Origin of the sequence: Halopseudomonas pachastrellae (genome assembly GCF_900114765.1) — a bacterium.
GTDB lineage: Bacteria > Pseudomonadota > Gammaproteobacteria > Pseudomonadales > Pseudomonadaceae > Halopseudomonas > Halopseudomonas pachastrellae.
In genome coordinates, this window is sequence record NZ_FOUD01000020.1 from 1 (window position 1) to 26,353 (window position 26,353).

Here is a 26,353-nt window from a genome sequence, read left to right on the forward strand (position 1 = left end):
GGGTGGACACGGCTTACCAGCCTCCCCCGAGGATCAGTCGGGAACTATGCCTCCTTGGAGAGGCAGTAGTCGAGATACAAGGGTGTACTAAGCCGCAAGCGTGTACACCAATCGACCTGCGCAAGACTGTTACCCGTGCGGGCATGCGCGGATACGCTGCGCTTAATCCGCCCTACTGGCTGCGCTGTGCCGTAGGGTGTACTAAGCCGCAGGCGTGTACACCAATCGACTTGCAGAAGACTGTTACCCGAGCGGGCACCCGCGGATACGCTGCGCTCAATCCGCCCTACTGGCAGAGCTGCGCTGTAGGGTGCACTGAGGCGCAGGCGTGTACACCGTGCTGACTACCTAAACCCCTCAAAAAAACGGCTGGGCGCCGCACGCGACAAAATGGGGATTCTCAAAGCCGGGTTTGCCGTACAGGAGCGGACCGCCGTCCAGGGTTTGTATCTGCCCGCCAGCTGCCGCCAACACTGCATGACCTGCCGCGATGTCCCATTCCATGGTGCGCCCTTGACGGGGATAGATGTCGGCCTGGCCGGCAGCCAGCAGGCACAGCTTGAGCGAGGAGCCCGCGTTGATGAGCGAGCGAATCGGCCGCCCTGCCAACAGCTGCGTGAGCGCTGCGCTATCGCCGTGGGAGCGGCTGGCCAGCACATCAAGCCCCTCTGAGGCAGGCTCACGAGCCTTAATGGCGCGGCGCCCATCGGCATCTTCAATATAGGCGCCGCCAGCGCGAGACCCGGCGTACAGCGCGCCAATGGCCGGCGCAAAAACCACGCCCAGCAGCGGGCTGCCGTTCTCGATCAGTGCAATGTTGACGGTAAACTCGCCGTTGCGGTTGACGAACTCCCGCGTGCCATCAAGGGGGTCAACCAGCCAGAAGCAATCAGCCACCTCGGGCACGTGACCCGCCGCCGTCGCTTCTTCTGCCACCACCGGAAAGTCCACCCCCAACTCGGCCAACCCGGCCAGAATCAGCGCCTCGGCACGCTCGTCCGCATCCGTCACAGGAGACGCATCGTCCTTGCCGCGCACGGCAAAGTCGCTGTGATAAATGTCCATGATCACCTCACCGGCGGCGCGGGTGAGGGTGGCTACGGCTTCCAGCAGCCGGTGTTGTTCGTCTGGGTGCATGGGGCCTCCTGAGTAAGGTGCCCATTATGCCCGCCGGAGCCGATCAATTCACCTGGACTCATAGGCGCTGGACCAGCGCCACTGCTCAGGCCGCTCGCACAGGCCGGCCGCGACCGGCGTGTTGTGCAGCTCGCGAATGCTCTGTTGCAGGTCTTGCTCATCCTTGATGTACCTGTCCCAGTAATCGCGCATCCACAGCATGCGGCCGGGTGTGCCGAGCGTCAGCGACTGCTTGTTGCGGTGCATCTAATGTGTCGTCGCGGTTTTCCAAGCTTGAATGATGCGCGGGGTAGAGTAGGTTGGCTCCAGCAGAATCTGCGCGTGATTGGGCATGATGCACCAGGCGATCAGCTTGTAGCGTTTGCGATTCTGGCTTTCCAGCGCATCGGCCAACTCGGCCGCCATTTCGGGGTGTTCCAGCAGGCAACAACCGTGGCCCTGCTGCAGGTGATGATCCAGCCGCTGGCGCCGGTACAGCACACGCTCTTCCGGAGGCTGGGCTCGTACCTCCTCCTGCAAGGTCTGCATGGCGCTAGGAGGCAATGAGTCGGCCAGGCGCAGAGTGATGAGTTGCAGGTCGTACGGGATGGGCCGCTCTTCACGCTGTGGTGAGCGCTGCCAACCCTTCCAGATTTCTGTAGGCGTGAAACGAGGTGTAAATTTGTCTCTGGTCATGGACTTTCCTTATCGATGTACCAGATTTGAAGCTAACAATATGGGGGGGTTAATCTCTGCGACCTGTGACGCAAAAATGTCAATAAAAGGAAATGTCTGACGAATGGTCCAAATGTTGACGCACGAAGCCGCCGCCCCGTACATAACCCATACGGGGCAGGTCAGGGGCCAGAGGAGGAGAACGGAAGGGGAGTTGCTGCGCGCGGTGCTAGGCGGCCTGGCGGCGCAGCACGTACTGATAGCCGCTAATCAACAGCAAGCCGATCACCAAGCCGGTGCTGTTGGCGACAATGTCGTGCCAGTCAGTGGAGCGGGTCGGGTGCAGTGACTGCACCAGCTCCACCGCCACACCAACCAGAGACAGCAGCACGGCACGCAACCACCAAGGCCAGCGCGCAAAGGCCAGAAAGCTCAGCAGCGTCAGCGCAAAGATACCGCCGCCATGATAAAAGCTGGCCTGCCAGCTGTAAGCCGCTGGCGGTGGGGTGGGGCGCATCCCCAGATACAGCCCTAAGGCCAGCAGTGCGAAGAACCCGACGACAAACCATGGGCGCCAAGTACGGCGTAGGTCTTCCAGCGTGCGCCACATAACCATTACTCGGTCAGGCGGCGGAAGCCGTCGTTGAAGTTGTCGAGGTCGCGGTCGTTGGTAAAGTTATAGAGCTGGTAGTAGCGGCCAAGTCGGGCGCCACCGTCACGGGTCAGCGGGTTCCAGGCGATGGTGCCGACAGACGTAGTGGAACGAATGAAGAAGGCATCGAACGGAATCTGGATATAGACGCCCTTATCAAAGCTACCTTCACCAAACTCCTCCTTGGAGACGTTGGTCATGGTCGCCCAGGCGCCCATCGTGAAGCCATTGTCAAAGCGACGCGACAGGTCCAGCGTAGCGCCATAATCGCCCGCCAGGTAGCGGCCCACGCTGCCCTTGGCCAGCACGTCATAGATGCCAGTCTGCAGGTAACCGGTTACATGGCCAGTAAGGGTGGAATAGTCACGGAAGCTGAAGTCCTGCTCAAAACCGCGCTGCTTGACCCAGTTAAAGTCTGCCCCAATTGCCCAGTTTGCACCGTAGGGGCGGTACAGTACTTCACCGCCAACACCGCCGTACATCCACTCAAACAGACCGGCATAGGCCATGGCATAGAGGTCACGATCCAGGCGGTGGGTCTGGGTGTACTGCAGGCGGCTGAGCTGCACATCTGAGCTGGTAGCGTACGAGCGAATGTCGGTGCGAACGCGCGGCAGATTACTTGGGGCGTCGTACTCAAACTTGTCGTAGTTGTTCAACAGGTTGACGCCAACGCTGCCGTTCAGCCACTTATTGTCATCAAAGTAGTAAGCACCGTTAAAGCGCAGCAGGAACTGGTACAGCAGAAAGCCATCTGGGCCGCCGACATTCTGGGTATAACCCAGCGAGGTGCCAAAGCTGTATTTGTCCAGGGGCGCGGTGTAGACAACCTCGTCATCCAGTACCGAGGGCACCGCGTTGACAACGCCCTTGCGCAAGGTGTCTGCGTTTACCTCGTTCATTTCATAACGGCGCAGCGTCTCGGCGTTAATACTGGTCTGGCTGACCTCCATGCCTCGGGGGCGATACACCAAGGTATACCAGTCGTAGGTGCCTTCACCCAGGCTGTTGTCCAGCACGCGCGCGGCGCGGCCCACGCCTTGGGCGCGGTTGCGATAGCGGGTCTGGTCGCCGGTGACGATCACTTCGTCACCGTGCAGGGATATTTGCTGCACGTTGATGCCCGCATTTTCGCCAAGGCGACGGCTCACGTCGGCCCAGTCAACCTGGCTGCCGTTCACGCCAGCGGGTAGGCCGCGTCGAGCTTCGGGGGCCGGATCCAGGTATTTTTTTGGCTCCGGGTTAGTCTTCATGTTCGCCTGGTAGGTAATGCCGAACATGGCCGTGTTGCCACGCTCCAGTGCCGCGGTCAGGTCAATACTTTTGCCCAGGCGGTAGGTGGCGCCGAAGTTGATCGGATAGTCCTGATCAATGTCATTGTTTAGTGGCTCAGACTGATAGTCGTTACCATCCAGTTCTACCTTGAGGCGAAGGCGCTCCCAAGGGGTTTGATACTCGACACCGCCAAACACGCCAATGGGGCCTTTAAAGTAACGGTTGGTACCAAGGTCGCCGGCCTGAGATACGTCCGCAGTCACTTCGCCGCGGTCGTTGAAGCTGTCTTTAAACCACCCAAGCGGGTTATCGATGCCACCTCGATTACCGATATAGCCCCAGGCAATACCTAAGCTAACATCCAGGTCGTAAAAGCGTTTGTTGGCAACAAAGTATTCGCTGGAGAAAAGGCCCGTACCGCCAGCGTCTCGCATACCGAACGCAACTTGCGGAGTCCAGTAGCCTTCTTTAAGCAGGCGGACTTTAAAGTCGATCGCCTTGTCCTTAAAGCTTTGGTCGCCACTAAACTCTTCTGGCCCGTAGTTTCGGTTGGTAATGGCGATATAGCGAATGGTGCCTTCGAGCCACGGCAGTGGCTGTGCAGAGATACTGTACCGGCTGTAGGGCTCGGTGCGGTTGGCGTTAAAGCTCAAGTTGCCGTCTTCGGCCATGCGTGCCGTTGGTGTTTGCAACAGACCAACGCCACCAAAGTCATGCTGGGTGGTGTTGTAGCGGCTATTAATGTCGGCGGTGGCGGTTAGGCTAACCAGTAGCAAAGACGGCAGCGCGGCAGCGGACAGGGTTGGCAGGGATGGACGCTGCATTACCTAACGCGCTCCTGTGCGGGTGTCTGAGTGGCGATAAAGGCTGCCATATCGTCGTTAAAAGTCTCGGGCTCGTCGTCGGCGGTCAGTGCGGCTGCATCTATTGGTACGAACAGTGTCGCGCCGACTGCGACCGGCGCATCCTGTTGATTCCAGTGGCCGCTGCCTAGTTGCTCTACTGCTCCGTCCGGCTGTATCAGATACAGCGTGTCGGCGGAGGCTAGCCGGTGTGCAGGGCAGGCGGCTAGATAGTCATACAGGCTGGTAGCATAGGAGTAAGTGAGCTTGCAGTCTGCTTGCACGGCACCGGTTACGGTAATGCTGTTTGGACGGAGCGCATAGTTGATCTTGTCTCCCGCCTCCAGCAGAGGGTTGAAGCGGACAAGTCTTTGCTTTAGGGGGTTCATTTCGGCCGGAATGCGGCCGGTAACGGGCATGCCCTCTACCTGAGCGATTAGCCGCTCAATCAGTGTTTGGGCTTCTGGGGCGCCAGCTAGTCGCGAGCGCACCTTGGCACTGCGGAGGTCAAACAACAGGCCCACCTTGAGCTTGCGCTGCTCCAGCTTGGCGCTTTCGCGTTGCAGCGTGGCACCCATATACCAAGCGTTTGGGCTGACTTGTGCGGTAACGGAGGCATCCAGTAGCCGAACGCCCGGCTGCCAGTTATAGGTGCCGGGTTGGGCTACTGCCCCGTTGACGCTGAATACGGGAGCCGCTGCGAGTAGCGCAGGGTGGAGCAGCAGCGCTGCTATTAGCAGCCTAACGATCATTCTTGCGCATCCTTGCTGGTCTTATGGGTGCTGATAACTTCAAAAACCGGAAAGTCGGGGCTGGGGTGTTGCAGGCTGCGCCGCACCAGGCCGGTGTTCGGGTCCACCCAATACTGGTTGAGTGCCGAGTAGTCCAGCTCTGGCATCCAGATGCGCTCGTCAATGCGCTGGTATTGTGCCGTCTGGCCAAACAGAGTCAGCGACTCTTGCGGGCCTATAGAGTAGGTCGCAATTTGCGTAATGCCGGTCTGGTAGGACAGCGGAAAATCGACCAAGCGGGTTACCTGCTGGCCCTCGGTTACGCGCAAAAGGCCTGTTTTAAACGGATCATCTACGGTCAGAGGTTGGGCAACGTCTGTTTCCAGGCCAACAATTTGGCTGATGCGGCCATAACAGGTCTCAACCTGCTCGGCGATGCCCCACCAGGCGATGCAGCCGGTACTTCCGGCTGGCGCCGTAAACAGCGCCTCCGCAGCACCGGCGCGGATCAGTAGGCTGTCACCGGATACTGCTAGCACTTGGCCGTCAGGTATCTCGTTGACCTTGCCTTGCCACGCCAGGCGGAAGCTGTCGATGGCGTTGGACGTCATCGAGTTGCAGCCGCTCACAGTTACCGCAGCTGCGAGCAAGGCGCAGCTGCGCAGGGTGCGCATCCGGTACACGATCAGTTGTCGTTAGAGAAGTCGTTGTAATCGCTACCCGCTCTGGCTGTAGTGCCCACAAGTGTGGCACTTGGCAGCAACTGGCTGATAAAGCGGTTCCAACGGGTAATCCCAGCAGCGCCAACAAATACGACGTCTTGCGGTTGCATTTCAAACTGGTCTGCCAAGATGAACGCAGAGGGGGATTGAGCGTTCAGCTGGAATACAGTGGCCTTGTCGGTTTCCAGGTTCTCGACGCCGCGAATCACGTATACCTCACGGCCACTGGACGTAGTGGGGGACGGGCCTCCAACAGTTGCCAGTACTTCGCTCAGTGTCATGCGGCTAGTACTGTAGGCTAGTGCAGTTGGGCTCGGCACTTCTCCCATGACGAAGATCTTACGGGCATCGTTCAAGCCGAAATGCAGCTTGTCGCCATCTTTCAAATAGATATTGCCAACCGCACTGGGGTGGCCAGTGAGATAGTCGTAATCCAGTGTGTAGATTTGGCCATCGCGCAGAATTTGCAGGCGCGAGAGGTCCGCGCGGGATTGGTCAATCCCTGCCTCGCCGATTGCCTGCAGCAAGGTGAGGGGTTGCGAGTTGATTGCCCGAAAGCCAGGGTTGTTAAAAGCACCGCTCAGGGTGACCTTCTGGCTGTTGTATTCGAGAATGTTGACGTCAACCTGTGGTTGCTCGATATAGCGAGCCAAACGTTCTGAAATCAGCTTGCGCAGCTCCTCTTGGGTGAGCCCCGCCACTTTTACGTTGCCGATAAAGGGATAGAACAGGGTGCCGTCGTCTCGTACTACCCGCGCGTTGGCAGACGAGGGTTGCTGCTGGCCGCCGGGGATGGTCAGCTCTGGGTGGTCCCACACGGTGATGAACAGGGCGTCATTGGGGCCAAGCCGATAGTTTTCAGGAGCGTAATCAAGCAGTGCTTGAGGTATCTGCCGCTTGGGGCGTACGACACTTTCCTGTGCCAGCACCTTGGGGGTGATCTGCACCATCTCGACCATGCTTGCCTCGACAGAGTCTTCGGCGATCAGACGGTCCGTGTCCATATGCATGCCGGGGGAGAACATGCAGGCTTGCAGTAAAAGAGTCGTTGCGCCAAGGGCGCCGAGGGCGATGCGATTCATGGGCAGAAGTTCTTATAGTCAATTAGGCGGCGATAATGCCGCGCAAAAAAAAGCCACCCAAGCATGCTGGTGGGTGGCTTTGTATCCGTTATAAAGCGCCCCGGATCAGGGAGTGGTGGTGCCGCCGGTGGTGCTGCTGCCGCTGGTGCCTCCGGTACCGCTGGAGCCATCACCGTCATCGTTAGCTGCAGCAATAGCGCCGCCGACGACTGCCCCGCCCAGAACAACGCCGCCCATACCGCTCAGGCCGCCCGATGCTTCGCCGCCAACAACTGCGCCACCACCAGTGCCAGAATTGCCGCCAGCAGCTGCGCCACCGGCGGGAGTGCCTGTGCCGTCTGTGCCGCTTTGGGCCATGGCCGCGCCGGAGGCGAGCAACAGGCCGCTGGCAATCAGTGCAAGTACTTGTTTATTCATAACTCGTCTCCTTGTTACGTGGGAAATACGACTTGGATTATACGCAGTTAAAAGTGAATGAAAACCCCCAAATCAGAGCCTTGTTCCTAGTGCATGGTGGCGTCATGATGGCCATCAGGGTGTGCTGCTGGTACCCGAGGGCTTGTTGGTAGGACGGTTGTGTTTATGCGCTGGTTCGGGATGGTTGGCGTATGCGTTGGTGTATTTTGAATTTAATGTGTGACATTGGTCACAAAGCTTTCATGCGGTAGGCGTAGATCACGGTAGGGCGGGGTCTGGTGCTATCGGAGCCTGTCTCGCTACAGGCCAAAGCGGGTGCGGGGGCTGTCTTTTCGCGCCAAAACTATTGTGCGGTGGCGCGTGATGACCATGTGTCGCCCCGGGTAAGTCAAGTCTTGTCCGGGGGGAGGGCAGGCAATTATCATTGCGCCGCAATTGCCTGCCCAGGGTTTTGGGGGGTGAGGTGATCTTATATGTGCAAGGTGAGAGCCAACTTACCAAGTTCAATTGGGAGCGGGCCGTTAGGCTGCTCGGGTGACAGGATGTCTGGACAACACGCAAACGCCTCAGGTTGGTACCTGATTCAATGCAAACCCCGTCAGGATGAGCGGGCAGAACAAAATCTGCGCAATCAGTCCTTTAATTGCTATCGCCCGCTACGTCGCGCTCAGCAGGTTAAGCGCGGTCGCCAGGCTGAGGTGAGTGAGTCCCTGTTCCCCGGTTACCTGTTTGTGCGGCTGGATCGGCTGCAAGACAACTGGTACTCCATCCGCTCCACCCGCGGCGTTGCGCGCCTGGTGACCTTTGGTAACGAACCGGCGGTAGTTCCTGCCGACCTGATCAATCGCCTGCATGCGCACGAACGTGAAGCGCCTGTGGCTTGCCAATTTTCCTGCGGTGATGCCGTGCGCATTACTGAAGGCCCCTTCAGTGAGCTTGAAGCCATTTTTTTGCGCAATGATGGTGAAGAGCGCGCCATTCTGTTGCTTACCCTGCTGCATCGCGAGCAGCGGCTGAAAATGCCGCTGCGCAGTATCAAGTCTGCGGGTGAGCGGTCTGCACAGGCCAACGCATTTGCTGGTCAGTCGTTAGCTGGCGCGAAATATGCGTGATATTTCAGGCCGCTGCTCTTTGTAGCGCGCTCTGGCGTTTATTTTTTCTGATTTTTGATGTCGTCGACAAAGGATAGTTATCTGTGACTGTTAAAACAGCCGTTCTCCCCGTTGCCGGTCTCGGTACTCGCTTTCTCCCTGCCAGCAAGGCCATTCCGAAGGAAATGATCACGGTTGTTGATAAGCCTGTTATCCAGTACGTGGTGGATGAAGCCGTACGCGCGGGCATTAAACAGATTGTGCTGGTCAACCACTCCGCCAAGCGCGCCATCGAAGACCACTTTGATGTGCACTACGAGCTGGAAAATGAACTGGAGCGGCGCGGTAAGGAAGAACTGCTCAAGGTCATGCGTTCCATTCTGCCGCCGGACGTTCGCGTGATCAGCGTACGCCAGGGCAAGGCCCTTGGCCTGGGCCATGCCGTGATGTGCGCCCGTGAAGTGGTCGGCGATGCTCCTTTTGCCGTCATGCTGCCCGACGTGCTGGTTGATGCCGAGTTGCAACCGGCCGGCTCGGAGCCGGACCTGGCTGCCATGGTGCAGCGCTATCAGGCCAGCCAGCGGGCGCAGATCATGGTGGAGCAGGTGCCCATGGACAAGGTGTCGCAATACGGAGTGGTTGCCCTTGAGGGCGACGCACCTGCGGCCGGTACCAGCCAGGTGATGACGGGCGTTGTAGAAAAGCCGGCGCAGGCCGATGCACCCTCTGATTTGGCGGTGGTTGGGCGCTACATCCTGCCCGCGCGTATCTTTGAATTGCTGGCTGATACTGCGCCAGGCGCCGGCAACGAGATTCAACTGACTGACGCTATCGCCTCCCTGATGAAGGAAGAGTCGGTCGAGGCCTACCGTATGCAGGGCGTGACCTACGACTGCGGCAGCAAAATTGGTTATCTGCAGGCGACGCTGGCCTACGCCAAGCGTCATCCGCAGGTAGGTGCCGAGTTTGCCGAGCTGCTGCGTCAATATAACGACTAACGCGGAGCCTATCGTGCATATCGATCTTTACGGCGACACCCTTTCTGCTTTGGTCACCGCCGGCAGCCTGGCCTCCACTGGCCACAATGTGGTGCTGCGCATGCCCCAGGGGCGTGTTCGGCAGCAGATTATCGCCAACAAGGCTGCTTACAGTGAGCCCGGCCTGCGACGGCTGATCAGCAGCGGACATACCAGTGGTCGGCTCGTGTACGGTGACTTTGATGGCTTGCCCGGCGCAGACAGCCGAGCGGTTTTTCTGGCGCTGGATACCGACGAGTCGTCGCTGGCCGAAAAGATAGTCACGCGGCTGTCTCAGGTGCGCGAGCGCAGCTGGCTGGTGGTTAACCAGAGCCCCTTTGCTGTAGGGTTTACCGAGCATCTGGAAAACCTGCTACGTGCCGGCGGCGGCGAAAGCCGCCGTTCGGTCGTAGCGCTGCCGGATTTTCTGCAGGAAGGTACTGCACTGGATGGCATGCACAAACCGCCGCAAATTATCTTGGGTTGCAAGGATGGCTATGCAGAGCTGCTGGTGAAGGAGATTTTTCGCCCCTTTAACCGCGACCGTGACCACTTTCTGGTCATGAGTCCGCGTGAGGCGGAATTTACCAAGCTGGCCATCACCGGCATGCTGGTGACCCGCATCAGCTTTATGAACGACATGGCCAACCTGGCTGACTCGCTGGGTATAGATATCGAAAGCGTTCGTCAGGGCGTTGCGGCCGATCCGCGTATCGGGCCAGCCTACCTGTATCCTGGCGTTGGCTTTGGTGGCCCTGGGTTCTCAAGCAACGTGATCAACCTGGTTGATACCCTGGACGCGTCTGGTGTGGGCTCTTCCTTGCTCAATCAGGTGATCGAGATTAACGAACGCCAGAAAGAGTATCTGTTCCGCCGACTGTGGCAGCACTATCACACAGACCTTAAGGGCCGCACCATTGCCATTTGGGGCGCGGCCTTCAAGCCTGAAACTGGGCGCATCGACAACGCACCCATCATTCGTATTCTTGAGGCCCTCTGGGCCCAAGGCGCCAAGGTGCGCGTGCACGACCCAGAAGCCTTGCCGGCGTTGCTGGAACGCTACGGACATCACTCGGGGTTGCACTATGCCAGTCACCCCTACGCCGCAGCTGACGGCACGGATGCGCTGATGGTGCTCACTGAATGGAAAATGTATTGGAATCCTGACCTGGACCGGCTGCGCAAGGGTATGAAGCAACCGGTAATCCTTGATGGCCGTAATATGTATGACCCGGCCTACGTGCGCGAGCATGGTTTTACCTATTACGGAGTTGGGCGTTGAGCCCAGAGGGATGCCGATATGAATGCCTTCAAATCCATACCCGATACGGGTACCCAAGCTGAGCAGCAGGCCTGGGCTGACCTGAATATCCAGGCAGAGCGCCTGCGCCCTCTGCACCTGGCTGAGCTGTTTCGAGCGGATGAACAGCGCTTTGCCGGGTTTAACGTAACGGCCGGCCCGCTGCTGCTGGACTACAGCAAGCAGCGAGTGGACTCGCTGGCACTGGAAAAGTTGTTTGCCCTGTCTGACAGTGCTGACCTGCGCGGCTGGATCGAGCGCTTGTTCAATGCCGAAACGGTCAACAACACCGAGCAGCGCGCGGCCATGCACTGGGCACTCCGTGTGCCTGCCGACACAGAGCTGAAGGAACCGGTAAAGGGCGTTTATTCCGACGTGCAGTCGCAGCTGGATCGCATGGCTGCCATCGTCGATAAGATTCACAGCGGCCAGTGGCGTGGCATGACCGGTGAGGTCATCACCGACGTGGTGAACATCGGTGTGGGCGGCTCGGATCTTGGGCCGCTGATGGTCAGCCGCGCGCTCAACGATTTCGCGATCAAGAGCAGCAAGTCACTCGGCATTCACTTCGCGTCATCAATGGACGGCAGTCAGATGGCGCAGTTGCTGCAGCAACTGCGGCCGCAAAATACGCTGTTTATTGTTTCGTCCAAGTCCTTCACGACTGTCGATACACTTTACAACGCCAACACGGCGCTGGCCTGGTTAGAGCGCTCGCTGGGTAAATGCGCAGGGCTGATGCACTGCCACTTTATCGGCGTGTCGTCCAAGCCCGAGAAGATGAGCGAGTGGGGTATTCATCGGGAAAACCAGCTGCGGATCTGGGACTGGGTGGGCGGTCGTTATTCACTGTGGTCCTGTATTGGACTGCCGATTGCGTTGCGTATCGGCATGGAGGGGTTCCGCCAGCTGCTGGCGGGTGCACACCTGATGGATGAGCATTTTCGCTCCGCGCCCTGGGAGAGCAACCTGCCGGTATTGATGGCGCTGATTGGCGTATGGAATACCAACTGCCTGGGCATCAACGCCCATGCCATCCTGCCCTATGATGGCCGACTGGAGAAGCTGCCGGCCTATCTGGAGCAGTTGGAGATGGAGTCCAACGGCAAGTCAGTGAACCGCGACGGCGAGCTGGTGCAATTGCACACCTGCCCGGTATTGTGGGGAGAGGTTGGTCCCAACGCGCAGCACGCGTTCTATCAACTGCTGCACCAGGGCACAGAGGTGGTGACTTGTGACTTTATTGCGCCGGCGCTGCGTTATCACGAAGCGCGCCATACGGCCGATGCAGAAGAACTGGTCAGTCAGCATGAGCTGGCCCTGGCCAACTGCCTGGCGCAGTCGCGCCTGCTGGCATTGGGAGAAGCTGCGCTGGAAGAGGAGGGCGAGCTGCCGCACTACAAGCGCTACCGCGGTAACCAGCCCAGCTCGACTCTGCTGTTGAAGGAGCTTAGCCCGTTCAGCCTGGGCGCCATGATCGCGGCGTACGAGAACAAGGTGTTTGCCCAAGCGGTTATCTGGGGCATTAACCCCTTCGACCAATGGGGCGTGGAGATGGGTAAAAAGATTGCCACCGAAACTCTTGGCGTGATTCGTGGCGAAGAAGCCGCCGCCGCGCTAGACAGCTCCACCCGCGGCCTTATCGACTTTATCAAAGCCCAGTAAACCCACAAGTACGGTGGACAAAGCCAAAGGCGTGTCCACCACCCACGCCCAATTACGTAAAGGCCGAGTTCCAACTCGGCCACGGACCTGCACCGAGCCCCCGCTGGTCGAGCGGGAGCTCGACCTTCACGAAACCCCGCTGGACCCGCGCAATGCCCCGTAGGGTGGAGAAGCCAACGGCTTGTCCACCAGCCCGCTCCGTATTACGGGAAGGCCTAGTTCCAACTCGGCCATGGGCTTGCACCGTTCCCCGCTAGTTGAGCAAAAGCTCAACCTTCCCAGCGCCCGGTACCGCCCTCAGCTGCGATACCCTTCGGGGTTTTGCGACTGCCAGCGCCACCCATCGGCGCACATGGCTTCAATACCCAGGGTCGCCTTCCAGCCCAGCTCTTGCTCTGCCAGCGTCGGATCTGCATAGCAACTGGCGACATCGCCGGGGCGGCGGGCGACCAGCTCGTACGCTAACGTCTTGCCACAGGCTTGTTCAAAAGCCTTGAGCATTTCCAATACCGAATAGCCGCGCCCGGTGCCGAGATTGAATGCCTTGATACCCAAGCCTTGCTGCAGCCAGGCCAGCGCCCTCACATGACCATCCGCCAGATCCATGACATGGATATAGTCGCGCACCCCGGTGCCATCCACCGTGGGGTAATCACTACCAAATACGCTTAACTTTTCCCTGCGACCAACGGCAACCTGCGCAATATAGGGCATCAGGTTGTTCGGGATATCGCTGGGGTCTTCACCGATCAGCCCGCTGGGGTGAGCGCCGACTGGGTTGAAGTAACGTAGCAAAGCCACGTTCCAGCGCGGATCGGAGGTGTATAGATCACCCAGAATCTCTTCAATGATCAGCTTGGAGCGGCCATAGGGGTTGGTCGCACTGGTGGGAAAGTCCTCGCGAATCGGCAGTGTCGCCGGGTCGCCGTAGACCGTGGCCGACGAGCTGAACACCAGATTGAAAACACCCGCGCGCTGCATCGCTTGGCACAGGGTAACGGTGCCGCTGACGTTGTTGTGGTAATAGCGCAGCGGCTGCGCTACAGACTCGCCGACCGCTTTTAACCCGGCAAAGTGAATAACGGCATCAATAGCGTGCTGCTCAAACAGTCTATCCAGCAGCGCGGCATCATTGATGTCGCCTTCAACGCAGGGCACCTCAATACCCGTGATCGCCTGCACTCGGCGCAACGCCTCCGGAGAGCTATTGCTGAAGTTGTCCAGCACCAATAGCTGGTAGCCGGCAGACAGTAGTTGAATGCAGGTGTGGGTGCCGATATAGCCGGCGCCGCCGGTGACGAGAATGCGAGCTGTGGATTGCATATCAGTAGGCGTTCTTGTTGATAAACCCTTTAAAGATAGTCAGGAATACAATTTTCAAATCCAGAAATAGCGACCAGTTGCGGATGTAGTCCAGGTCATACTCGATGCGCTTCTCCATCTTGTCGAGGGTGTCAGTTTCACCGCGCCAGCCGTTGATTTGTGCCCAACCGGTAATGCCAGGTTTGACCTTGTGGCGGAGCATGTAGCCGCTGATGATCTTGCGGTACTCCTCGTTGTGGGCAATGGCGTGGGGGCGGGGGCCGACGATGGACATTTCACCACGCAGGACGTTGATGAACTGCGGCAGCTCGTCTAGAGAGGGGCGACGCAAAAAAGCACCAAAGGGGGTGATACGGTTATCGCCACGGGTGGCCTGGGTGACCTTGGCGCCGTTCTCCATCACCTTCATGCTGCGGAACTTCCAGACCTCGATGGACTTGCCGTCAATGCCGTAGCGCTTCTGGCGGAAGAGCGCAGGCCCGGGAGAGGTTATGCGAACGCAGAAGGCGATCATCAGCATGGGGATGGATATCAGCCCGAGGATCAGCGTGGCAAGAATGATGTCTTCGATGCGCTTGACGATGCGGTTGGCGCCGTCCATTGGGGTGTCGAAGATACTGATGCTCGGCAGCCCGTTGATGGACTCACTGCGCGCATGCAGAAGGTCAAACACGAAGACGTCAGGAATCAGGTAAACCGAGGCGGTGCTATCGCTGAGTTCATCGAGCAGCCACTTGATTTTGAGTTCCGCGCGCATAGGTAGGGTGATATAGATTTTGTCAATTATGCCTGCTTTGGCGTCGTTGATCAGCTGGCGCATATCACCGTTTACAGGTATTGACACGCTAGTAGTGGCAAGAGGAATCGGGTCGCTGGTCTTGTCGTCATAGAACCCCATCAGGTTCAGACCCATCCAGGGGGTACTAACGATGTTATTCGCAAGTCTCTGGCCCAGCTCACCGGCACCGGCGATGGCAACGGAACGTGTGTTGTAACCGTGGCTACGCAGGCGGCGCATGATCTGCCGCAGCAGCACACGGTAGCCCCACAGGCTGATTAGCCCCAAGGCAAACCAAGCCACCTTTTCCACGTCTGGCAAGCGGGTGTTCTGAAAAAAGAAGTAGTCAGTGACAAAGGCTGCGGCAAAGGCCGCTGCCCAGTTGCCACCCACCTGGCGTAGCTCGCGCAGCGAGTGTTCACCCCGCCAGGAGCCGTAGAGGTGGCTGAAATCGTTGATCAGATAAAAGAGAAAGAGCGTGATCAGCAAGCTGATCCAGTGATCGCGGTGCAGTGTGGTCTCTTGAAACCAGAGCACTACAAAAAGTACGCCAGCAATGACGACGAGGTCTAGCCAGCGGTGCATGACCGCGAGCATCGGTTCATTGGAGCGGATGATTCCGTTCTGGGTAGGCTGCATGATCTATTCCTGCGAATGCACAATGTTCACAAACACTGTCGGCTGCGATCTGATTAAGAGTCTTGCCGGGTGAAGTGGTTTCACCCCTTTTTGCCCAACGCGTTGACAGGGCAGAGCGCTATGACGAGCCTGTGACTCAGGTCGCATAGTATCGCAGGGATCGGCTGCCGAGTGGTGCCGATTTCTGCGGTGGTGGCGCTACAGAAGCCATTCAGGACATTGCGTTGATCGCGTCCAGCAATTGCTTGGTCTGCCGTTCCATGAGTGCCTGGTCAGCTCGGCTTTCAACGTTGAGGCGAATGACCGGTTCGGTGTTGGAGGCGCGCAGATTGAAGCGCCAGTCTGCAAACTCGATGCTTACGCCGTCTGTGTGGTCCACACTCAAGGCGTCACCGGCATACTGGGACTCAATGGTCTTGAGCACTGATGGGGCGTCTTTTACCTTGAGGTTGATCTCGCCGGAGGAGGGGAAGCGTGCAATACGCTCGCCGACCAGAGCTGACAGAGCCAGGCCTTTGCGGCACATGAGCTCAGCAATCAGCAGCCAAGGGATCATGCCGCTGTCGCAGTAGGCGAAGTCTCGGAAGTAGTGATGCGCGCTCATTTCGCCGCCGTAAATGGCGTCCTCATTGCGCATGCGCTCTTTGATAAAGGCATGACCGGCTTTGGTTTGTACCGCGACGCCACCGTTACTCTCTACCTGCTCAAGCGTGTTCCAGACCAGGCGCGGGTCGTGAATGATGCGAGCGCCGTTTTCTTTCTGCAGAAACGCCTCGGCAAGCAGGCCGACGATGTAGTAGCCCTCAATAAACCGGCCTTGCTCGTCGAACAGGAAGCAGCGGTCAAAGTCGCCGTCCCAGGCGATGCCGGCGTCCGCGCCATGTTCCAGTACCGCGTCGCGCGTTGTAGCGCGGTTTTCGACGAGAATGGGGTTAGGAATACCATTGGGGAAAGTGCCGTCTGGCTCGTGGCAGATCTTGATAAAGGTAACGGGCAGGCCGGCGGCACTGAAAGCAGCCTCAATCGCATCAACCGCAGGCCCCGCCGCGCCGTTGCCGGCGTTGACAACTAGCTTGAGCGGGCGGTCAAAGGCGGAGACGTCGATATAGCCCATGAGGTGTTTCACGAAGTCCGCGCGGGTATCGACTAGCTCATAGCTGCCGCGGTCTGCTTCTGCCACCGCCGGGTCTTTACCGTCGACCAGCTCGTAGCTGCTGGCTTCTGCCACTTCGCGAATGGCGGCAAGGCCGGTGTCAGCGGAGATGGGGCGGGCTCCTTCGCGTACCAGCTTGAAGCCGTTGTAGTCGATGGGGTTATGTGATGCGGTTACTTCAATGCCGCCATCTACGCCCAGGTGGAACGTGGCGAAGTAGACTTCTTCAGTGCCGGCCAGGCCAAGATCAAGAACGTTCACGCCTTCATCACGTAAGCCGTTGGCGAGCGCAGCTTTAAGAGTGGGGGAGGTGGCGCGGACATCGCCACCCAAGACGATACGCTGGGGCTTGAGGAACTGTGCGAACGCGCGAGCAATACGATAGGCGATATCTTCATCGAGCTCTGTGCCGAGTTGGCCGCGGATGTCGTAAGCCTTGAAGGATGTAAGTTTATACATGAAAGATAGTAGATTCTTGCGGTTCAAAAAACTTTCGGTCTGCAAAGACTAAAGCGCTCTATATTCGCGAGAAGAAGTCTATTGGGTGAATAAAGTTACCTCTTCTTCAAGAGTTATTCCAAATTTATCCTTAACCGCGTCTTTGATTGATAGAGCATGATGAAATACTGTCTCGGCGGATGCATTCTCAACGTTAAGAAGTACAACAGGCCTGTTTATATCGCAGGCGACCCCCTGGAAGGTGTTCCCAGCAAAGCCTGTAGATCGAATTAGCCAGCAGGCAGATATCTTCTTTTCACTAGGGGGGTGGTCAAAATACTCAATGTCAGGAAATTTTGATTTTAGTTCTTCAAGTTTTTGGGAAGAGATAATTGGACATTTAAAAAAGCAGCCAGAGTTTCCGATGATTCTGGGATCATTTAATGTCTTTCTACGTATTGCCTTAACGATATGGCGTTTGGCTTTGGCCGGCACGCTTCGAATGTTTAAAAAATCACGGATCTTGTCGAAGCTAATTGTGAGTTTTAGTTTTGGGTGCTTTTTGACTCGTATTGCAGAAAGGGCTAATAAAGCTGCGCGCGCTAACTCTTTTGATGTGGTGGTGATCGATGGCTTGTCTGCATTTTCTTTTTTTAAGTTAAAGGTCACACTTATGATGAAGAGTTCTGGGCGCTCTTTGAATACGCTGTTTCTATAGCTGAATTTGCAGTCGCCGTTATTGAAGGTTTCAAATTTCCCTGTTTTTGTGTTGAAGCAATGCACAGATTCCACGTGCTCGGAAATTTCTGCGCCATAGGCTCCAATGTTATTAATAGGTGCAGCACCAACAGTACCAGGTATCAGCGATAAGTTTTCTAAGCCAGTGTAGGAATGTTGTACGGTGTAGCCTACAAAGTCGTCCCATGGAAGTCCGGCCTCTACGGTGATTAAAGATGAACCGTTCCGGTCGGACTTGTGCGATATGGACGTCATTGCAGAAGTAACTACAATTCCATCAAAAAAGGTCGGTGGGATAATGTTGTAGCCACCACCTAATACTATCACTGGGCCTTCAAATACGCGGCTGGCCCACAACTCCGATAGAGTGGATTCGCTTTCTATGGCGACGAGTTCTTTGCAACTTGATTTTACGCCAAAAGAATTTTTTATTGGGTGGCTTGCGCTAGTCATTCTTTCCACCTTTGGTGAGTTGATTTGTTTTTTCCTTTGCAAGCAGGAGAGCAAATTGATAGTTGGACTTCAAGTATCTTTTTAATAGCCTTCGCGGTTCTTGGTAGATTCGATAGAGCCACTCTAGCCCAAGCTTTTGTATAAGTGCAGGTGCTCTTTTTATTTTTCCAGATACAACATCGAAGCTGCCGCCTACACCCATGATAAGGTTAGCGCTAATCGCGTTCTTGTAGTCGGTTTGGAAGTACTCCTTCTCGGGGGACTTTATTCCTATGAATAATATCTTAGGCTGAGAATTGTTTATGTCTTCGATTACTTTCTTCTCTGCCCCCCAGAAGTAACCGTCATGATATCCACAGATATCAAGGGCGGGAAACTTTGATTTTACTTTTTTTACGAGTAGATCTAGTGTGTCTTTTGTTGCGCCCAAAAAATAAACCGGATATGAGTTCTTTTCTGAGACTTTCAACAGCTCCAAGAACAAGTCGACGCCCGTAACCCTTTCTGGTCTGGGTAGCCCGAGGAAAGCCGCTCCCATTAAGGCGCCGGCACCATCCATATTAACAATGTCGCACGAGTTGATAAAATCGAGTAGCTTTTTATCGCTCTGACTAGATGTGATAGTGCCGACATTTATGTCTGCCCTAATAATCTTGTCACCGTTGTCAATGTGGGTGCAAATCTTTGTTATGGTCTGATCTCGGCTAAGCTTGTCATAGTTTAGCCCTAAAATACTAGGCATTTTCGATTTCCTCTATGAAATCATAATATTTCGAAGCCATCTTCGTTTCGCTCGAATAGGTATGTCTAGGTGATATGTTCTCAATCGTATTGATTTTCATGGAGTTTTTAATGAATTGATTGATTGAATTTTCTAACTGAGCTACATCCCCTGCAGGGAAGAAGAAGACCTTCTTCTCTTTTGGAAGGATTTTAAACGAGGGTAGGTCTGACGCGATTACAACGTGATTACGTGCCAAAGCTTCGTAGTATACCAGACCAAAACCCTCGTAGTGAGAAGGTACTACTATCGCATTGATTTCTTGAAGCACGGAAAAGGGGGACGAGTGATGCCCGTGTAGGATAATCCGCTCCCTGAAATTTGAGGCGGATATGCTAGTTTCAATGACCTCACGAAGTGGACCTTCACCTACTAAGTGGAGCTTTACGGTCTGGTTCGCACAAGCCACTTTTGAAAACGCATTTAACAAGTCAAGAACACCCTTTTCCTCGGAAAGCCGACCGACATAACCTAAATTTATTTCACTGCTTGAGGTGACTCGTCGCATCTCCTCCTTAGGTGGAGCGGGGATGCCGTTCGGTATTAGCCTTGGCACTAACTTGGGGTTGACTGATCTTAGAAACAAAAGGCTTGCCTCGGATACCGCAATGAACCGAAGGTGTGAAGCAAGCCTAAATATGTAGTTTTTGTCAGGAAAGGTGCTGTGGCATATGAAGATGGCTTTACGGCTTCTTATGAATAAAAAAGGTATTAATAAAATTCGGTCGTGTATGATGAATATGTCATGTTTGTTGAGAATTAAAGTTATGAGTGTTTTTATTGCTATGAAAAGAATGTTGTTATCTTTGCCTCGCGGCGTGTCTTTCGTAAAAGAAATTATTCTACTGGAAAAGTTGCTCTGTTGGTGGCGGTGTATTTGGTGAAGTATTTTCTGGGCTCCGCCGCTTTTAAGTCGAGCGTCTCTTATTAGGTGCGTTATCTGGCTATTGGTTTTTTTTGAGGATTTCATGACGCACTACCATCATAGGTATTAGGTAAAACAAAAAGTTAAATATTGGATAAAAGAAGCTGGAGATATAAATTGAACTTATAAATATTGGCAATATTGGTTTTTTTGATTTTTTCCCAATGAAAAAAAGGTCGACCATAAAAAGAATGATTGATGCCAAGCCCATTTCGAACAAAAAGACGTAAATCTCCGCGTTGTCACGCCTTGTTAGTGCTTGATCGAACCTATAGTTGCTCCAACTTAATTCCCATAGATTTGAGTAGTAACCCCAGTTCGAGAATCCGTAGCCGAATATTTTTTCTATTAGACTACTTTCAATCCAAACATTCCATGTCTGCGCCATTGTATAGGTCCTGGCGGCAGCAGAGCGATCTGTTAAGTCCAGACCGCTTATGGATAAAAGTATATAAATAAATATTGCGACCGAAACCGACAGTACGGGAACTAATTTTGAAAGGCTTTCCGCTCTTTTGGAAAAAAAGAACATGGTAATTATGTATAGGTAAAGTATGTATATAAGCCTGTTTTCGCTAAGGTATATGCATACTGCTGTAAGCAGTAAGATCAGAAAGTCTATTGTTGAGAAGGATGCTTTTTTATATATAAACAAGAAGGACCATGAGAATAGGGTTAATCCGAACCAGTTTGGTTCTAAGAAGAATCCGCGCATTCGGTAGCCAAGGTTTCCTTTGTGTTGATAATAGCTCGCGTCTATTCCTCTTAGTTCAAGCTGGTGGTCAAATATGTTTATCAGTGAGTACTGGAAAAAGCCGGTGATAATTAGTGTTAGAAGTGCGAATGTTGATACTCTTTCCCAGTTTATAAATCTACTAACTCTTCCGATTGTTTTGTATAATATTGTGAATATTAAGACGTATGAGAGCCCTGTAAGGAAGACGTCCTTATTTATTGCAAAGGGGAAATTTAGACATATATAGATGAGCAGGACGAAATATGTTGCGTCAAGCGTTGTTGGTTCGCTTTTTAAGCTCAGAAATATTAGCGGTGAAGCCAAAAGGATTGTTGCTACCCCAAGCTGTAGGTGGAAGGATCCTAGATTTATTTTTAGTAGGCTGTCAAGACATATTAGTATTGAAGAAAGGCCTATTATTGTTCCGGCTTTTATTGTGTTATTTTTCATTTTTGGTAAGGGCTGAAATCAAAAAGATTTGAGACTCTTGTATGAATTTTTGCAGCTCTTCCGTGCTGTAGTTATTGAGGATTTCGCTTGGGTGCTCTGTCGTCGTTACCGCCTTTTTCTCTAGGTGTATTCGTTTAAGCAGGCTCATTGTTCTAGCGTTTTTTTCTTCTTCTATATGTTTTATGAATGCAAATTTCTTCTTGAAGTTCATTGAGAACATGGTGCCGTGAAACGAATTGGTTACTACATATTCTGCAGAGCTAATTAATGAAAGCCATTGTGATGGTGATATGGCAAGTATGTTGTGATCGGCGGTTTCTAAAAATTTATCTCCAATATGATAGGTTGGCAGCTTGGTGAGCTCTTGGATTTTTTTTAGATATTTGCTGTACTCTGCCCTCGTAGTATCGCTGCTTACCTCATAGCTGACGATGTATTTCGATCCTGGTGTTTTGCTATGGTCCATTATATTGTTGTAATTGGATATAAGTAGCGAAGGGTCTGATACCATCTGTACATTTTTCATCGCGAACTGCTTTTTTAAGTTGTCACATAGGTGGTTTTCCCTAACTCCTATAGCGTCGAAATCTTTCAATAAATCTAGAGTCTCCTGCTCTGAGTTATCTAATGTGTGCCCGCCGGCGCTAGCGCCGTAGGCAAGTTTTTTTGTGCCTTTTTTAATAAAGGATAGATAGTACGCTTTGTCCGGCGCTCCGTTCGTTAAATGCTTGTTCCATATTTGATCGCTGCCGCATATTGCAGCGTGCGCGAAAGGAAGTTTGGCTAATTTCTTTTCTGATATATGGCGGGTGCTTGTTGCTAGGTGTTGCTTTGAGAATTTTTTGAATAGATAAAGTCTTCTGTATTTAAGAATTGTCTTTCCAATGCCCTTTGCTGGTCTTAGTACTTGGTTTATAAAGTACGGTGGCGTGTAATTTACTATGACTGGATTGTAATTTAATGTTCTCAGATATGCCTGTAGAGCATAAGCTTGTAGGACGGCCCCATGGTTAAGTACTGAATGAAAAGTGATCGTGTAGACTGTATTGTTTTTCATGTCGTTCTTCGTTTTAGTGGGGTGAGTGCTTTTATTTGGATTTTCCATATGTATCTGTATTTTGGTATGACTAAGTTAGAAGCTATATTTGTTATGAATAGTGCTGTGATCGTCGATATGGCCGCCCCTACGCCACCATATGGCGGTATCAATGCCAAATTCATGATGATGTTTATGGCAATGGCCAAGAGGGATTTGTAAAAAATAGTGCTGCCTTTTCTATCTGCTATAATTATCTGGCTGCTCGCCGCCCCTATAGATACTATGAGAGGCGTTATGAACGATGCCGCTAGTATCGTGGAGGCGTCTGCATAGTCGCTTCCGAACAAAACACCCGGCAGTATTCCACTTGAGATTCCTAGAATCACAGATAGAATTAATCCAATTCTGATATTTTCTTTTAGATATGCAACTCTTCCGCTCTCAATATCATTCTCTGTTCCTGTAAGTCTGAAAATTTCTGGAGCATTTGTTTGGCTAAGAAGTATAGGTGCGACGCAGAAAAGTGTCAGGATTGTAGTTGCTGCACTGTATATCCCTAATTCTTGATTTCCTCGAAAGTAACTTACCATTAGATGGTCGGCTCTTTGTAGGAAGATAATTAGGGCGCCGGAAATTACTAGCGGAAAGCACTCTGTGCATAATGAAACTACTTTTTTGATGCTTGGACACTGGAGGTTGAGTCGAAATCCTTTGTTGTATAGTGCTAGCGCAACCAGGCTACTCGCGCCTATGTCTATTATTCGAGCGTAGATGTAGCTGTTTATTGAGAAGTCTTGCAATATTGCTAATAATAAAAAAGCGGCGATAAGTATCGATGATGCAATCTCTGATATCGCAATGTCGGAATTTTTGCCGTTAGCAAGTAGTGCGTATTTGAATATTTTTGCTGTTGAGGTTATGTGTATAAGCGAATATACGGCTGCGTAGTGTATCCAGCTGAAGTTGTCTGCTAAGAACGAGGCGCTAATTAGCAGCGCAAGTGTGACGCTTGTGCTAAAAAAAAGTCCAGCTGCTAGGCCTTCACAAATTACTTGGCTTTGATTGGCGCCGCTAGCTATTTTTCTGACCACTATTTCTTGTACTCGGAACTCTGCAATTACGCCCAGTATTGCGCCTATTGATATGATAAGATTTAAAAGGCCATACTGCTCGATTTGGAGTGTTCTTGCGGCGATTACGTTTAGTGCCAATACTTTTGATAGCTCTAAACCTTTTGCTATGGCTGAGCTGAGCTGGTTTTTCCGCCTTGGGGTGAAGATGTTGTTTAGAGTTTCACGCATTATGGGTAGTAGTTTTCTTATGCCATAGTTTCACCTCTCGGATTATTCGCTTACATGCTTCTCCATCGCCGTAAGGGTTATGTGCCAAGGCCATCTTTCTATACGCCTCAGCATTTTCTAATAATAGGTCGAGTTCTTGGCATATTTGCTCATCATCTGTGCCTACTAAGCGAACGGTTCCTGCTGCGACCGCCTCTGGTCGCTCAGTGGTGTCACGCATCACCAACACCGGTTTACCAAGTGATGGTGCCTCTTCCTGAATTCCACCCGAGTCGGTGAGAATGATGTGGGCACGGTTCATCAGGTATACGAAGGGTAAGTAATCTTGAGGTTCGATTAACTTGATATTTGACTGGCCGCTCAGTAGGCGGTTGACTGGCTCTCTTACGTTCGGATTTAGATGCACGGGGTAGACAATTTGTACATTGGGATGCTTCGCGGCCGTGTTTACCAGGGCTTGGCAAATACGCTCAAAACCTCCACCAAAACTTTCCCGTCGATGGCCGGTCACTAGTACCAGTTTTTTGTTGGCGTCTAGGAAGTTGAATTGCTGGTCGAACTGATTATTGAGCTCCGGCTGTTTTAGTTTCTCAACCACCTGCAGCAGCGCGTCGATTACCGTGTTGCCAGTTATATGGATCCGGTCTGCCGGGACTGCTTCACGGAGTAGGTTTTGCTGGGAGCCTTCGGTCGGAGCGAAATGCAGTGCAGTCAATACGCCGGTAAGCGAACGGTTCGCTTCTTCCGGCCAAGGAGAGTAGAGGTTACCGGTGCGCAAACCTGCTTCCACATGGGCTACCGGAATTTGTTGATAGTATGCAGCCAAGGCCGTTGCGAATGTGGTTGCAGTGTCCCCATGGACCAATACGATGTCGGGCCGGCAGGTGTCCAATACGCTTTTCATGCCTTGCAGGATGGCAGACGTGACATCGGTCAGGTCTTGTCCTGGCTTCATGATATTGAGATCGAAGTCGGGCTTTAGATCGAATAGCCCTAATACTTGATCTAGCATCTCGCGGTGCTGACCTGTGACGCACACCTTGGCATCAACTTGGGGGTCTTCTGCCAGTTGCAGTGCGAGTGGCGCCATTTTGATAGCTTCGGGACGCGTACCGAATACGCAAAGGGTTTTCAATTGAGTCATGTCTTTTAATAGCCGGGAGTGAGTTGGTGCGTTGGTGGTGCTAACTACTCAACAGTGACTGACTTTGCAAGGTTGCGGGGCTTGTCGACGTCTGTGCCCTTGACTAAGGCCACATAGTAGCTGAGCAGTTGCAGGGGAAGAGTGTAGAGAATGGGAGCGATGCAGCTATTCACCCAAGGCATGTGGATGTGAGTGATGCCATCTTGATCTTGCATGTCTGCTGTCTCGCAGGCGAAGTTAATTAACTGGCCACCGCGAGCCCGCACCTCTTCCAGGTTGGACTTAAGTTTCTCCAATAGTTGGCAGTTGGGCGCAACAGATACAACCGGCATGCTTTCATCAACTAGTGCCAGCGGGCCATGTTTTAGTTCGCCAGCAGCATAAGCTTCAGCATGTATATAGCTGATTTCTTTTAGCTTGAGTGCGCCTTCCATGGCGATGGGATACAGGGGGCCGCGGCCCAGAAAAAGCGTGTGTTGTTTGTTTGCAAAGCGCTCTGCCAAGCGCTGAATATCAGCATCTTGTTGGAGCGCTTGTTCGACTTGGGTTGGTAAGCCATGCAAGGCGCGGACTATCTCGCCGGTAATTTCTGGCGGCGCTCCGTGGGTCTGGGCGAGTGCAGCGCTTAGCCAGAGCAAGGCGGCAAGCTGGGTAGTAAAAGCCTTGGTCGACGCCACGCCAATTTCCGGGCCGGCTTTGGTCAGTAGTCGCCAATCTGCCTCGCGGGCTAATGAGCTGCCAGGCACGTTGCAAATGGCCAGGGTGGCCAGGTAGCCCTCATGCCTAGCGTGGCGCAATGCGGCTAGTGTATCCGCTGTCTCGCCTGACTGAGAGATACAGACCAGTAATGTATTTGCGGGCACAGCGACGCGACGGTAACGAAACTCGCTGGCAATTTCAACATTACAGGCGAGCCCGGCAATGTCTTCAATCCAGTAGCGAGCGACCAGGCCAGCATGGTAGCTAGTACCGCAGGCGACAATATGAATATTTTGTACTTCGTGTAGCCGCTTTTCTGCTTCAGGTCCAAGAATGGCGGTCAATACGCGATCTTCTGTAAACAAACCTGTCAAGGTGTCGCGCAGCGCCGCGGGTTGTTCGTGTATTTCCTTCAGCATGTAATGCCGGTATTCGCCCTTCTCCATGCTGAGCTCAGCATGCTCGTAGCGTTGACTACTTACTTGTTTGGGGTTGTTGCTTGCGTCCCATTGCTTAATACCGCACGGGCTAATAACAGCGTGATCGCCTTCCTCCAGATAGACAAAGGTGTCAGTCACCTGCAGCAAGGCGAGTGGGTCGGAGGCGATAAAGTGTTCTTCACTGCCAACCCCAATCACCAAAGGGCTGCCTTGGCGGGCGCAGTAGAGCATCTCCGGTTGGTCTTCGTGAATCACACCGATGGCGTAGGCACCGCGTAACTGGTTGAGCGTATTGCGCAATGCGACGAGCAAGTCTTCGCTTTTACGATAGTGACTGGCAAGCAAGTGAGCGATTACCTCGGTATCTGTGTCCGAGTTGAACTCATATCCTTGCTCTTGTAGCTTCTTGCGCAAGCCCGAATGGTTTTCAATGATGCCGTTGTGCACCACAGCGAGCCTGTCGGAGCGATGGGGGTGTGCGTTGTGCTTGAGCGGTTTGCCATGCGTGGCCCAGCGGGTGTGTGCGATACCCGTTTGAGCTGTATCGGGTGCTGAGGCAATACAAGCTTCCAGCTCCTTGACTTTGCCAGTGGCTTTCCAGCTGTGAATTGTTTCACCCTTGATTATGCCAATGCCCGCAGAGTCGTATCCGCGGTATTCAAGCCTTTTTAGCCCCTCAAGAAGAATAGGGACAACGTTTCTATTACTAGTGGCGCCGACGATTCCGCACAT

24 protein-coding genes are annotated in these 26,353 nt (G+C 53.6%); 4 read left to right on the forward strand and 20 right to left on the reverse strand.

Annotation, left to right across the window (positions count from 1 at the left end; translation table 11 throughout):
• Nucleotides 1-357: 357 nt before the first annotated feature.
• From cysQ to BM116_RS15145, 9 genes are all read right to left on the reverse strand, one after another.
• Entirely contained in the window at nt 358-1,137 is a 780-nt protein-coding gene (gene cysQ / locus BM116_RS15105) for a 3'(2'),5'-bisphosphate nucleotidase CysQ (RefSeq protein WP_083729310.1), read from the reverse strand.
• A 48-nt stretch (nt 1,138-1,185) separates the two neighbouring features.
• On the reverse strand, nt 1,186-1,383 hold the full coding sequence (locus tag BM116_RS15110) for a hypothetical protein (protein ID WP_083729308.1): 198 nt from the start codon (nt 1,381-1,383) through the stop codon (nt 1,186-1,188).
• On the reverse strand, nt 1,384-1,812 hold the full coding sequence (locus BM116_RS15115) for a transposase (protein WP_083729306.1): 429 nt from the start codon (nt 1,810-1,812) through the stop codon (nt 1,384-1,386).
• Between the two features lie 208 nt (nt 1,813-2,020).
• Entirely contained in the window at nt 2,021-2,401 is a 381-nt protein-coding gene (locus BM116_RS15120; protein WP_169847325.1) for a VanZ family protein, read from the reverse strand.
• Between the two features lie 5 nt (nt 2,402-2,406).
• Complete coding sequence (locus BM116_RS15125) at nt 2,407-4,542, reverse strand: YjbH domain-containing protein (RefSeq protein ID WP_083729302.1); 2,136 nt, start codon at nt 4,540-4,542, stop codon at nt 2,407-2,409.
• The gene (locus BM116_RS15130) at nt 4,542-5,312 is read right to left on the reverse strand and encodes a capsule biosynthesis GfcC family protein (RefSeq protein ID WP_083729300.1); all 771 of its coding nucleotides are present in this window, start codon (nt 5,310-5,312) and stop codon (nt 4,542-4,544) included. The genes BM116_RS15125 and BM116_RS15130 overlap by 1 nt, the downstream gene beginning before the upstream one ends.
• Nucleotides 5,309-5,965 (reverse strand): YjbF family lipoprotein, encoded by a 657-nt coding sequence (locus tag BM116_RS15135; RefSeq protein WP_083729298.1) that lies wholly within the window; start codon nt 5,963-5,965, stop codon nt 5,309-5,311. The genes BM116_RS15130 and BM116_RS15135 overlap by 4 nt, the downstream gene beginning before the upstream one ends.
• An 11-nt stretch (nt 5,966-5,976) precedes the next feature.
• The gene (locus tag BM116_RS15140; protein WP_083729296.1) at nt 5,977-7,095 is read right to left on the reverse strand and encodes a polysaccharide biosynthesis/export family protein; all 1,119 of its coding nucleotides are present in this window, start codon (nt 7,093-7,095) and stop codon (nt 5,977-5,979) included.
• 105 nt (nt 7,096-7,200) lie between these two features.
• Nucleotides 7,201-7,512, reverse strand: coding sequence for a hypothetical protein (locus BM116_RS15145; protein WP_083729294.1), 312 nt, complete (start codon nt 7,510-7,512; stop codon nt 7,201-7,203).
• Nucleotides 7,513-8,054: 542 nt separating this feature from the next.
• Here BM116_RS15145 and rfaH point away from each other — a divergent pair.
• From rfaH to pgi, 4 genes are all read left to right on the forward strand, one after another.
• Entirely contained in the window at nt 8,055-8,624 is a 570-nt protein-coding gene (rfaH, locus tag BM116_RS15150) for a transcription/translation regulatory transformer protein RfaH (RefSeq protein ID WP_083729292.1), read from the forward strand.
• 83 nt (nt 8,625-8,707) lie between these two features.
• Complete coding sequence (gene galU, locus BM116_RS15155; RefSeq protein ID WP_090475247.1) at nt 8,708-9,601, forward strand: UTP--glucose-1-phosphate uridylyltransferase GalU; 894 nt, start codon at nt 8,708-8,710, stop codon at nt 9,599-9,601.
• A 13-nt stretch (nt 9,602-9,614) separates the two neighbouring features.
• On the forward strand, nt 9,615-10,901 hold the full coding sequence (locus BM116_RS15160) for a nucleotide sugar dehydrogenase (protein ID WP_083727239.1): 1,287 nt from the start codon (nt 9,615-9,617) through the stop codon (nt 10,899-10,901).
• Between the two features lie 18 nt (nt 10,902-10,919).
• Nucleotides 10,920-12,584 carry a glucose-6-phosphate isomerase gene (pgi, locus tag BM116_RS15165; RefSeq protein ID WP_083727237.1) on the forward strand — a complete coding sequence of 555 codons (1,665 nt, stop codon included), beginning with the start codon at nt 10,920-10,922 and terminating at the stop codon, nt 12,582-12,584.
• A 297-nt stretch (nt 12,585-12,881) separates the two neighbouring features.
• On the opposite strand, the gene galE is transcribed toward pgi, so the two are convergent.
• The 11 genes from galE to glmS form a co-directional block, all read right to left on the reverse strand.
• Nucleotides 12,882-13,907, reverse strand: coding sequence for a UDP-glucose 4-epimerase GalE (gene galE, locus BM116_RS15170; protein WP_083727235.1), 1,026 nt, complete (start codon nt 13,905-13,907; stop codon nt 12,882-12,884).
• Between the two features lies 1 nt (nt 13,908).
• Nucleotides 13,909-15,324, reverse strand: a complete 1,416-nt coding sequence (locus tag BM116_RS15175; RefSeq protein WP_083727233.1) for an undecaprenyl-phosphate glucose phosphotransferase — start codon at nt 15,322-15,324, stop codon at nt 13,909-13,911.
• A gap of 211 nt (nt 15,325-15,535) precedes the next feature.
• Nucleotides 15,536-16,936: a phosphohexomutase domain-containing protein gene (locus BM116_RS15180; protein WP_083727231.1), complete on the reverse strand. Its 1,401-nt coding sequence runs from the start codon at nt 16,934-16,936 to the stop codon at nt 15,536-15,538.
• A gap of 78 nt (nt 16,937-17,014) precedes the next feature.
• Nucleotides 17,015-18,106, reverse strand: a complete 1,092-nt coding sequence (gene murB, locus BM116_RS15185; protein ID WP_083727229.1) for a UDP-N-acetylmuramate dehydrogenase — start codon at nt 18,104-18,106, stop codon at nt 17,015-17,017.
• Entirely contained in the window at nt 18,099-18,848 is a 750-nt protein-coding gene (locus tag BM116_RS15190) for a WecB/TagA/CpsF family glycosyltransferase (RefSeq protein WP_083727227.1), read from the reverse strand. The genes murB and BM116_RS15190 overlap by 8 nt, the downstream gene beginning before the upstream one ends.
• Nucleotides 18,841-19,857, reverse strand: coding sequence for a glycosyltransferase family 4 protein (locus BM116_RS15195; protein WP_083727225.1), 1,017 nt, complete (start codon nt 19,855-19,857; stop codon nt 18,841-18,843). The genes BM116_RS15190 and BM116_RS15195 overlap by 8 nt, the downstream gene beginning before the upstream one ends.
• Nucleotides 19,832-20,998 (reverse strand): hypothetical protein, encoded by a 1,167-nt coding sequence (locus BM116_RS18700; RefSeq protein WP_139056971.1) that lies wholly within the window; start codon nt 20,996-20,998, stop codon nt 19,832-19,834. Before BM116_RS18700 ends, BM116_RS15195 begins: the two co-directional genes overlap by 26 nt.
• Nucleotides 20,988-22,055 (reverse strand): polysaccharide pyruvyl transferase family protein, encoded by a 1,068-nt coding sequence (locus BM116_RS15205; RefSeq protein WP_169847274.1) that lies wholly within the window; start codon nt 22,053-22,055, stop codon nt 20,988-20,990. Before BM116_RS15205 ends, BM116_RS18700 begins: the two co-directional genes overlap by 11 nt.
• On the reverse strand, nt 22,052-23,338 hold the full coding sequence (locus tag BM116_RS15210; RefSeq protein WP_083727219.1) for an oligosaccharide flippase family protein: 1,287 nt from the start codon (nt 23,336-23,338) through the stop codon (nt 22,052-22,054). Before BM116_RS15210 ends, BM116_RS15205 begins: the two co-directional genes overlap by 4 nt.
• Nucleotides 23,331-24,482 carry a non-hydrolyzing UDP-N-acetylglucosamine 2-epimerase gene (gene wecB / locus BM116_RS15215; protein WP_083727217.1) on the reverse strand — a complete coding sequence of 384 codons (1,152 nt, stop codon included), beginning with the start codon at nt 24,480-24,482 and terminating at the stop codon, nt 23,331-23,333. The genes BM116_RS15210 and wecB overlap by 8 nt, the downstream gene beginning before the upstream one ends.
• 44 nt (nt 24,483-24,526) lie before the next feature.
• Entirely contained in the window at nt 24,527-26,353 is a 1,827-nt protein-coding gene (gene glmS, locus BM116_RS15220) for a glutamine--fructose-6-phosphate transaminase (isomerizing) (RefSeq protein WP_083727215.1), read from the reverse strand.

Bases quoted from the DNA above. Each gene is read 5' to 3' on its own strand.
- BM116_RS15115 (WP_083729306.1), bottom strand. From the start codon at position 1,812: ATGACCAGAGACAAATTTACACCTCGTTTCACGCCTACAGAAATCTGG.
- BM116_RS15175 (WP_083727233.1), bottom strand. From the start codon at position 15,324: ATGCAGCCTACCCAGAACGGAATCATCCGCTCCAATGAACCGATGCTC.
- BM116_RS15180 (WP_083727231.1), bottom strand. From the start codon at position 16,936: ATGTATAAACTTACATCCTTCAAGGCTTACGACATCCGCGGCCAACTC.
- BM116_RS15145 (WP_083729294.1), bottom strand. From the start codon at position 7,512: ATGAATAAACAAGTACTTGCACTGATTGCCAGCGGCCTGTTGCTCGCC.
- murB (WP_083727229.1), bottom strand. From the start codon at position 18,106: ATGACTAGCGCAAGCCACCCAATAAAAAATTCTTTTGGCGTAAAATCA.
- galE (WP_083727235.1), bottom strand. From the start codon at position 13,907: ATGCAATCCACAGCTCGCATTCTCGTCACCGGCGGCGCCGGCTATATC.
- rfaH (WP_083729292.1), top strand. From the start codon at position 8,055: ATGTCTGGACAACACGCAAACGCCTCAGGTTGGTACCTGATTCAATGC.
- BM116_RS15135 (WP_083729298.1), bottom strand. From the start codon at position 5,965: ATGCGCACCCTGCGCAGCTGCGCCTTGCTCGCAGCTGCGGTAACTGTG.
- wecB (WP_083727217.1), bottom strand. From the start codon at position 24,482: ATGACTCAATTGAAAACCCTTTGCGTATTCGGTACGCGTCCCGAAGCT.
- BM116_RS18700 (WP_139056971.1), bottom strand. From the start codon at position 20,998: ATGAAAAATAACACAATAAAAGCCGGAACAATAATAGGCCTTTCTTCA.
- BM116_RS15205 (WP_169847274.1), bottom strand. From the start codon at position 22,055: ATGAAAAACAATACAGTCTACACGATCACTTTTCATTCAGTACTTAAC.
- BM116_RS15110 (WP_083729308.1), bottom strand. From the start codon at position 1,383: ATGCACCGCAACAAGCAGTCGCTGACGCTCGGCACACCCGGCCGCATG.
- cysQ (WP_083729310.1), bottom strand. From the start codon at position 1,137: ATGCACCCAGACGAACAACACCGGCTGCTGGAAGCCGTAGCCACCCTC.
- pgi (WP_083727237.1), top strand. From the start codon at position 10,920: ATGAATGCCTTCAAATCCATACCCGATACGGGTACCCAAGCTGAGCAG.
- BM116_RS15130 (WP_083729300.1), bottom strand. From the start codon at position 5,312: ATGATCGTTAGGCTGCTAATAGCAGCGCTGCTGCTCCACCCTGCGCTA.
- BM116_RS15125 (WP_083729302.1), bottom strand. From the start codon at position 4,542: ATGCAGCGTCCATCCCTGCCAACCCTGTCCGCTGCCGCGCTGCCGTCT.
- BM116_RS15140 (WP_083729296.1), bottom strand. From the start codon at position 7,095: ATGAATCGCATCGCCCTCGGCGCCCTTGGCGCAACGACTCTTTTACTG.
- BM116_RS15210 (WP_083727219.1), bottom strand. From the start codon at position 23,338: ATGCGTGAAACTCTAAACAACATCTTCACCCCAAGGCGGAAAAACCAG.
- BM116_RS15120 (WP_169847325.1), bottom strand. From the start codon at position 2,401: ATGTGGCGCACGCTGGAAGACCTACGCCGTACTTGGCGCCCATGGTTT.
- glmS (WP_083727215.1), bottom strand. From the start codon at position 26,353: ATGTGCGGAATCGTCGGCGCCACTAGTAATAGAAACGTTGTCCCTATT.
- BM116_RS15190 (WP_083727227.1), bottom strand. From the start codon at position 18,848: ATGCCTAGTATTTTAGGGCTAAACTATGACAAGCTTAGCCGAGATCAG.
- BM116_RS15195 (WP_083727225.1), bottom strand. From the start codon at position 19,857: ATGAAATCCTCAAAAAAAACCAATAGCCAGATAACGCACCTAATAAGA.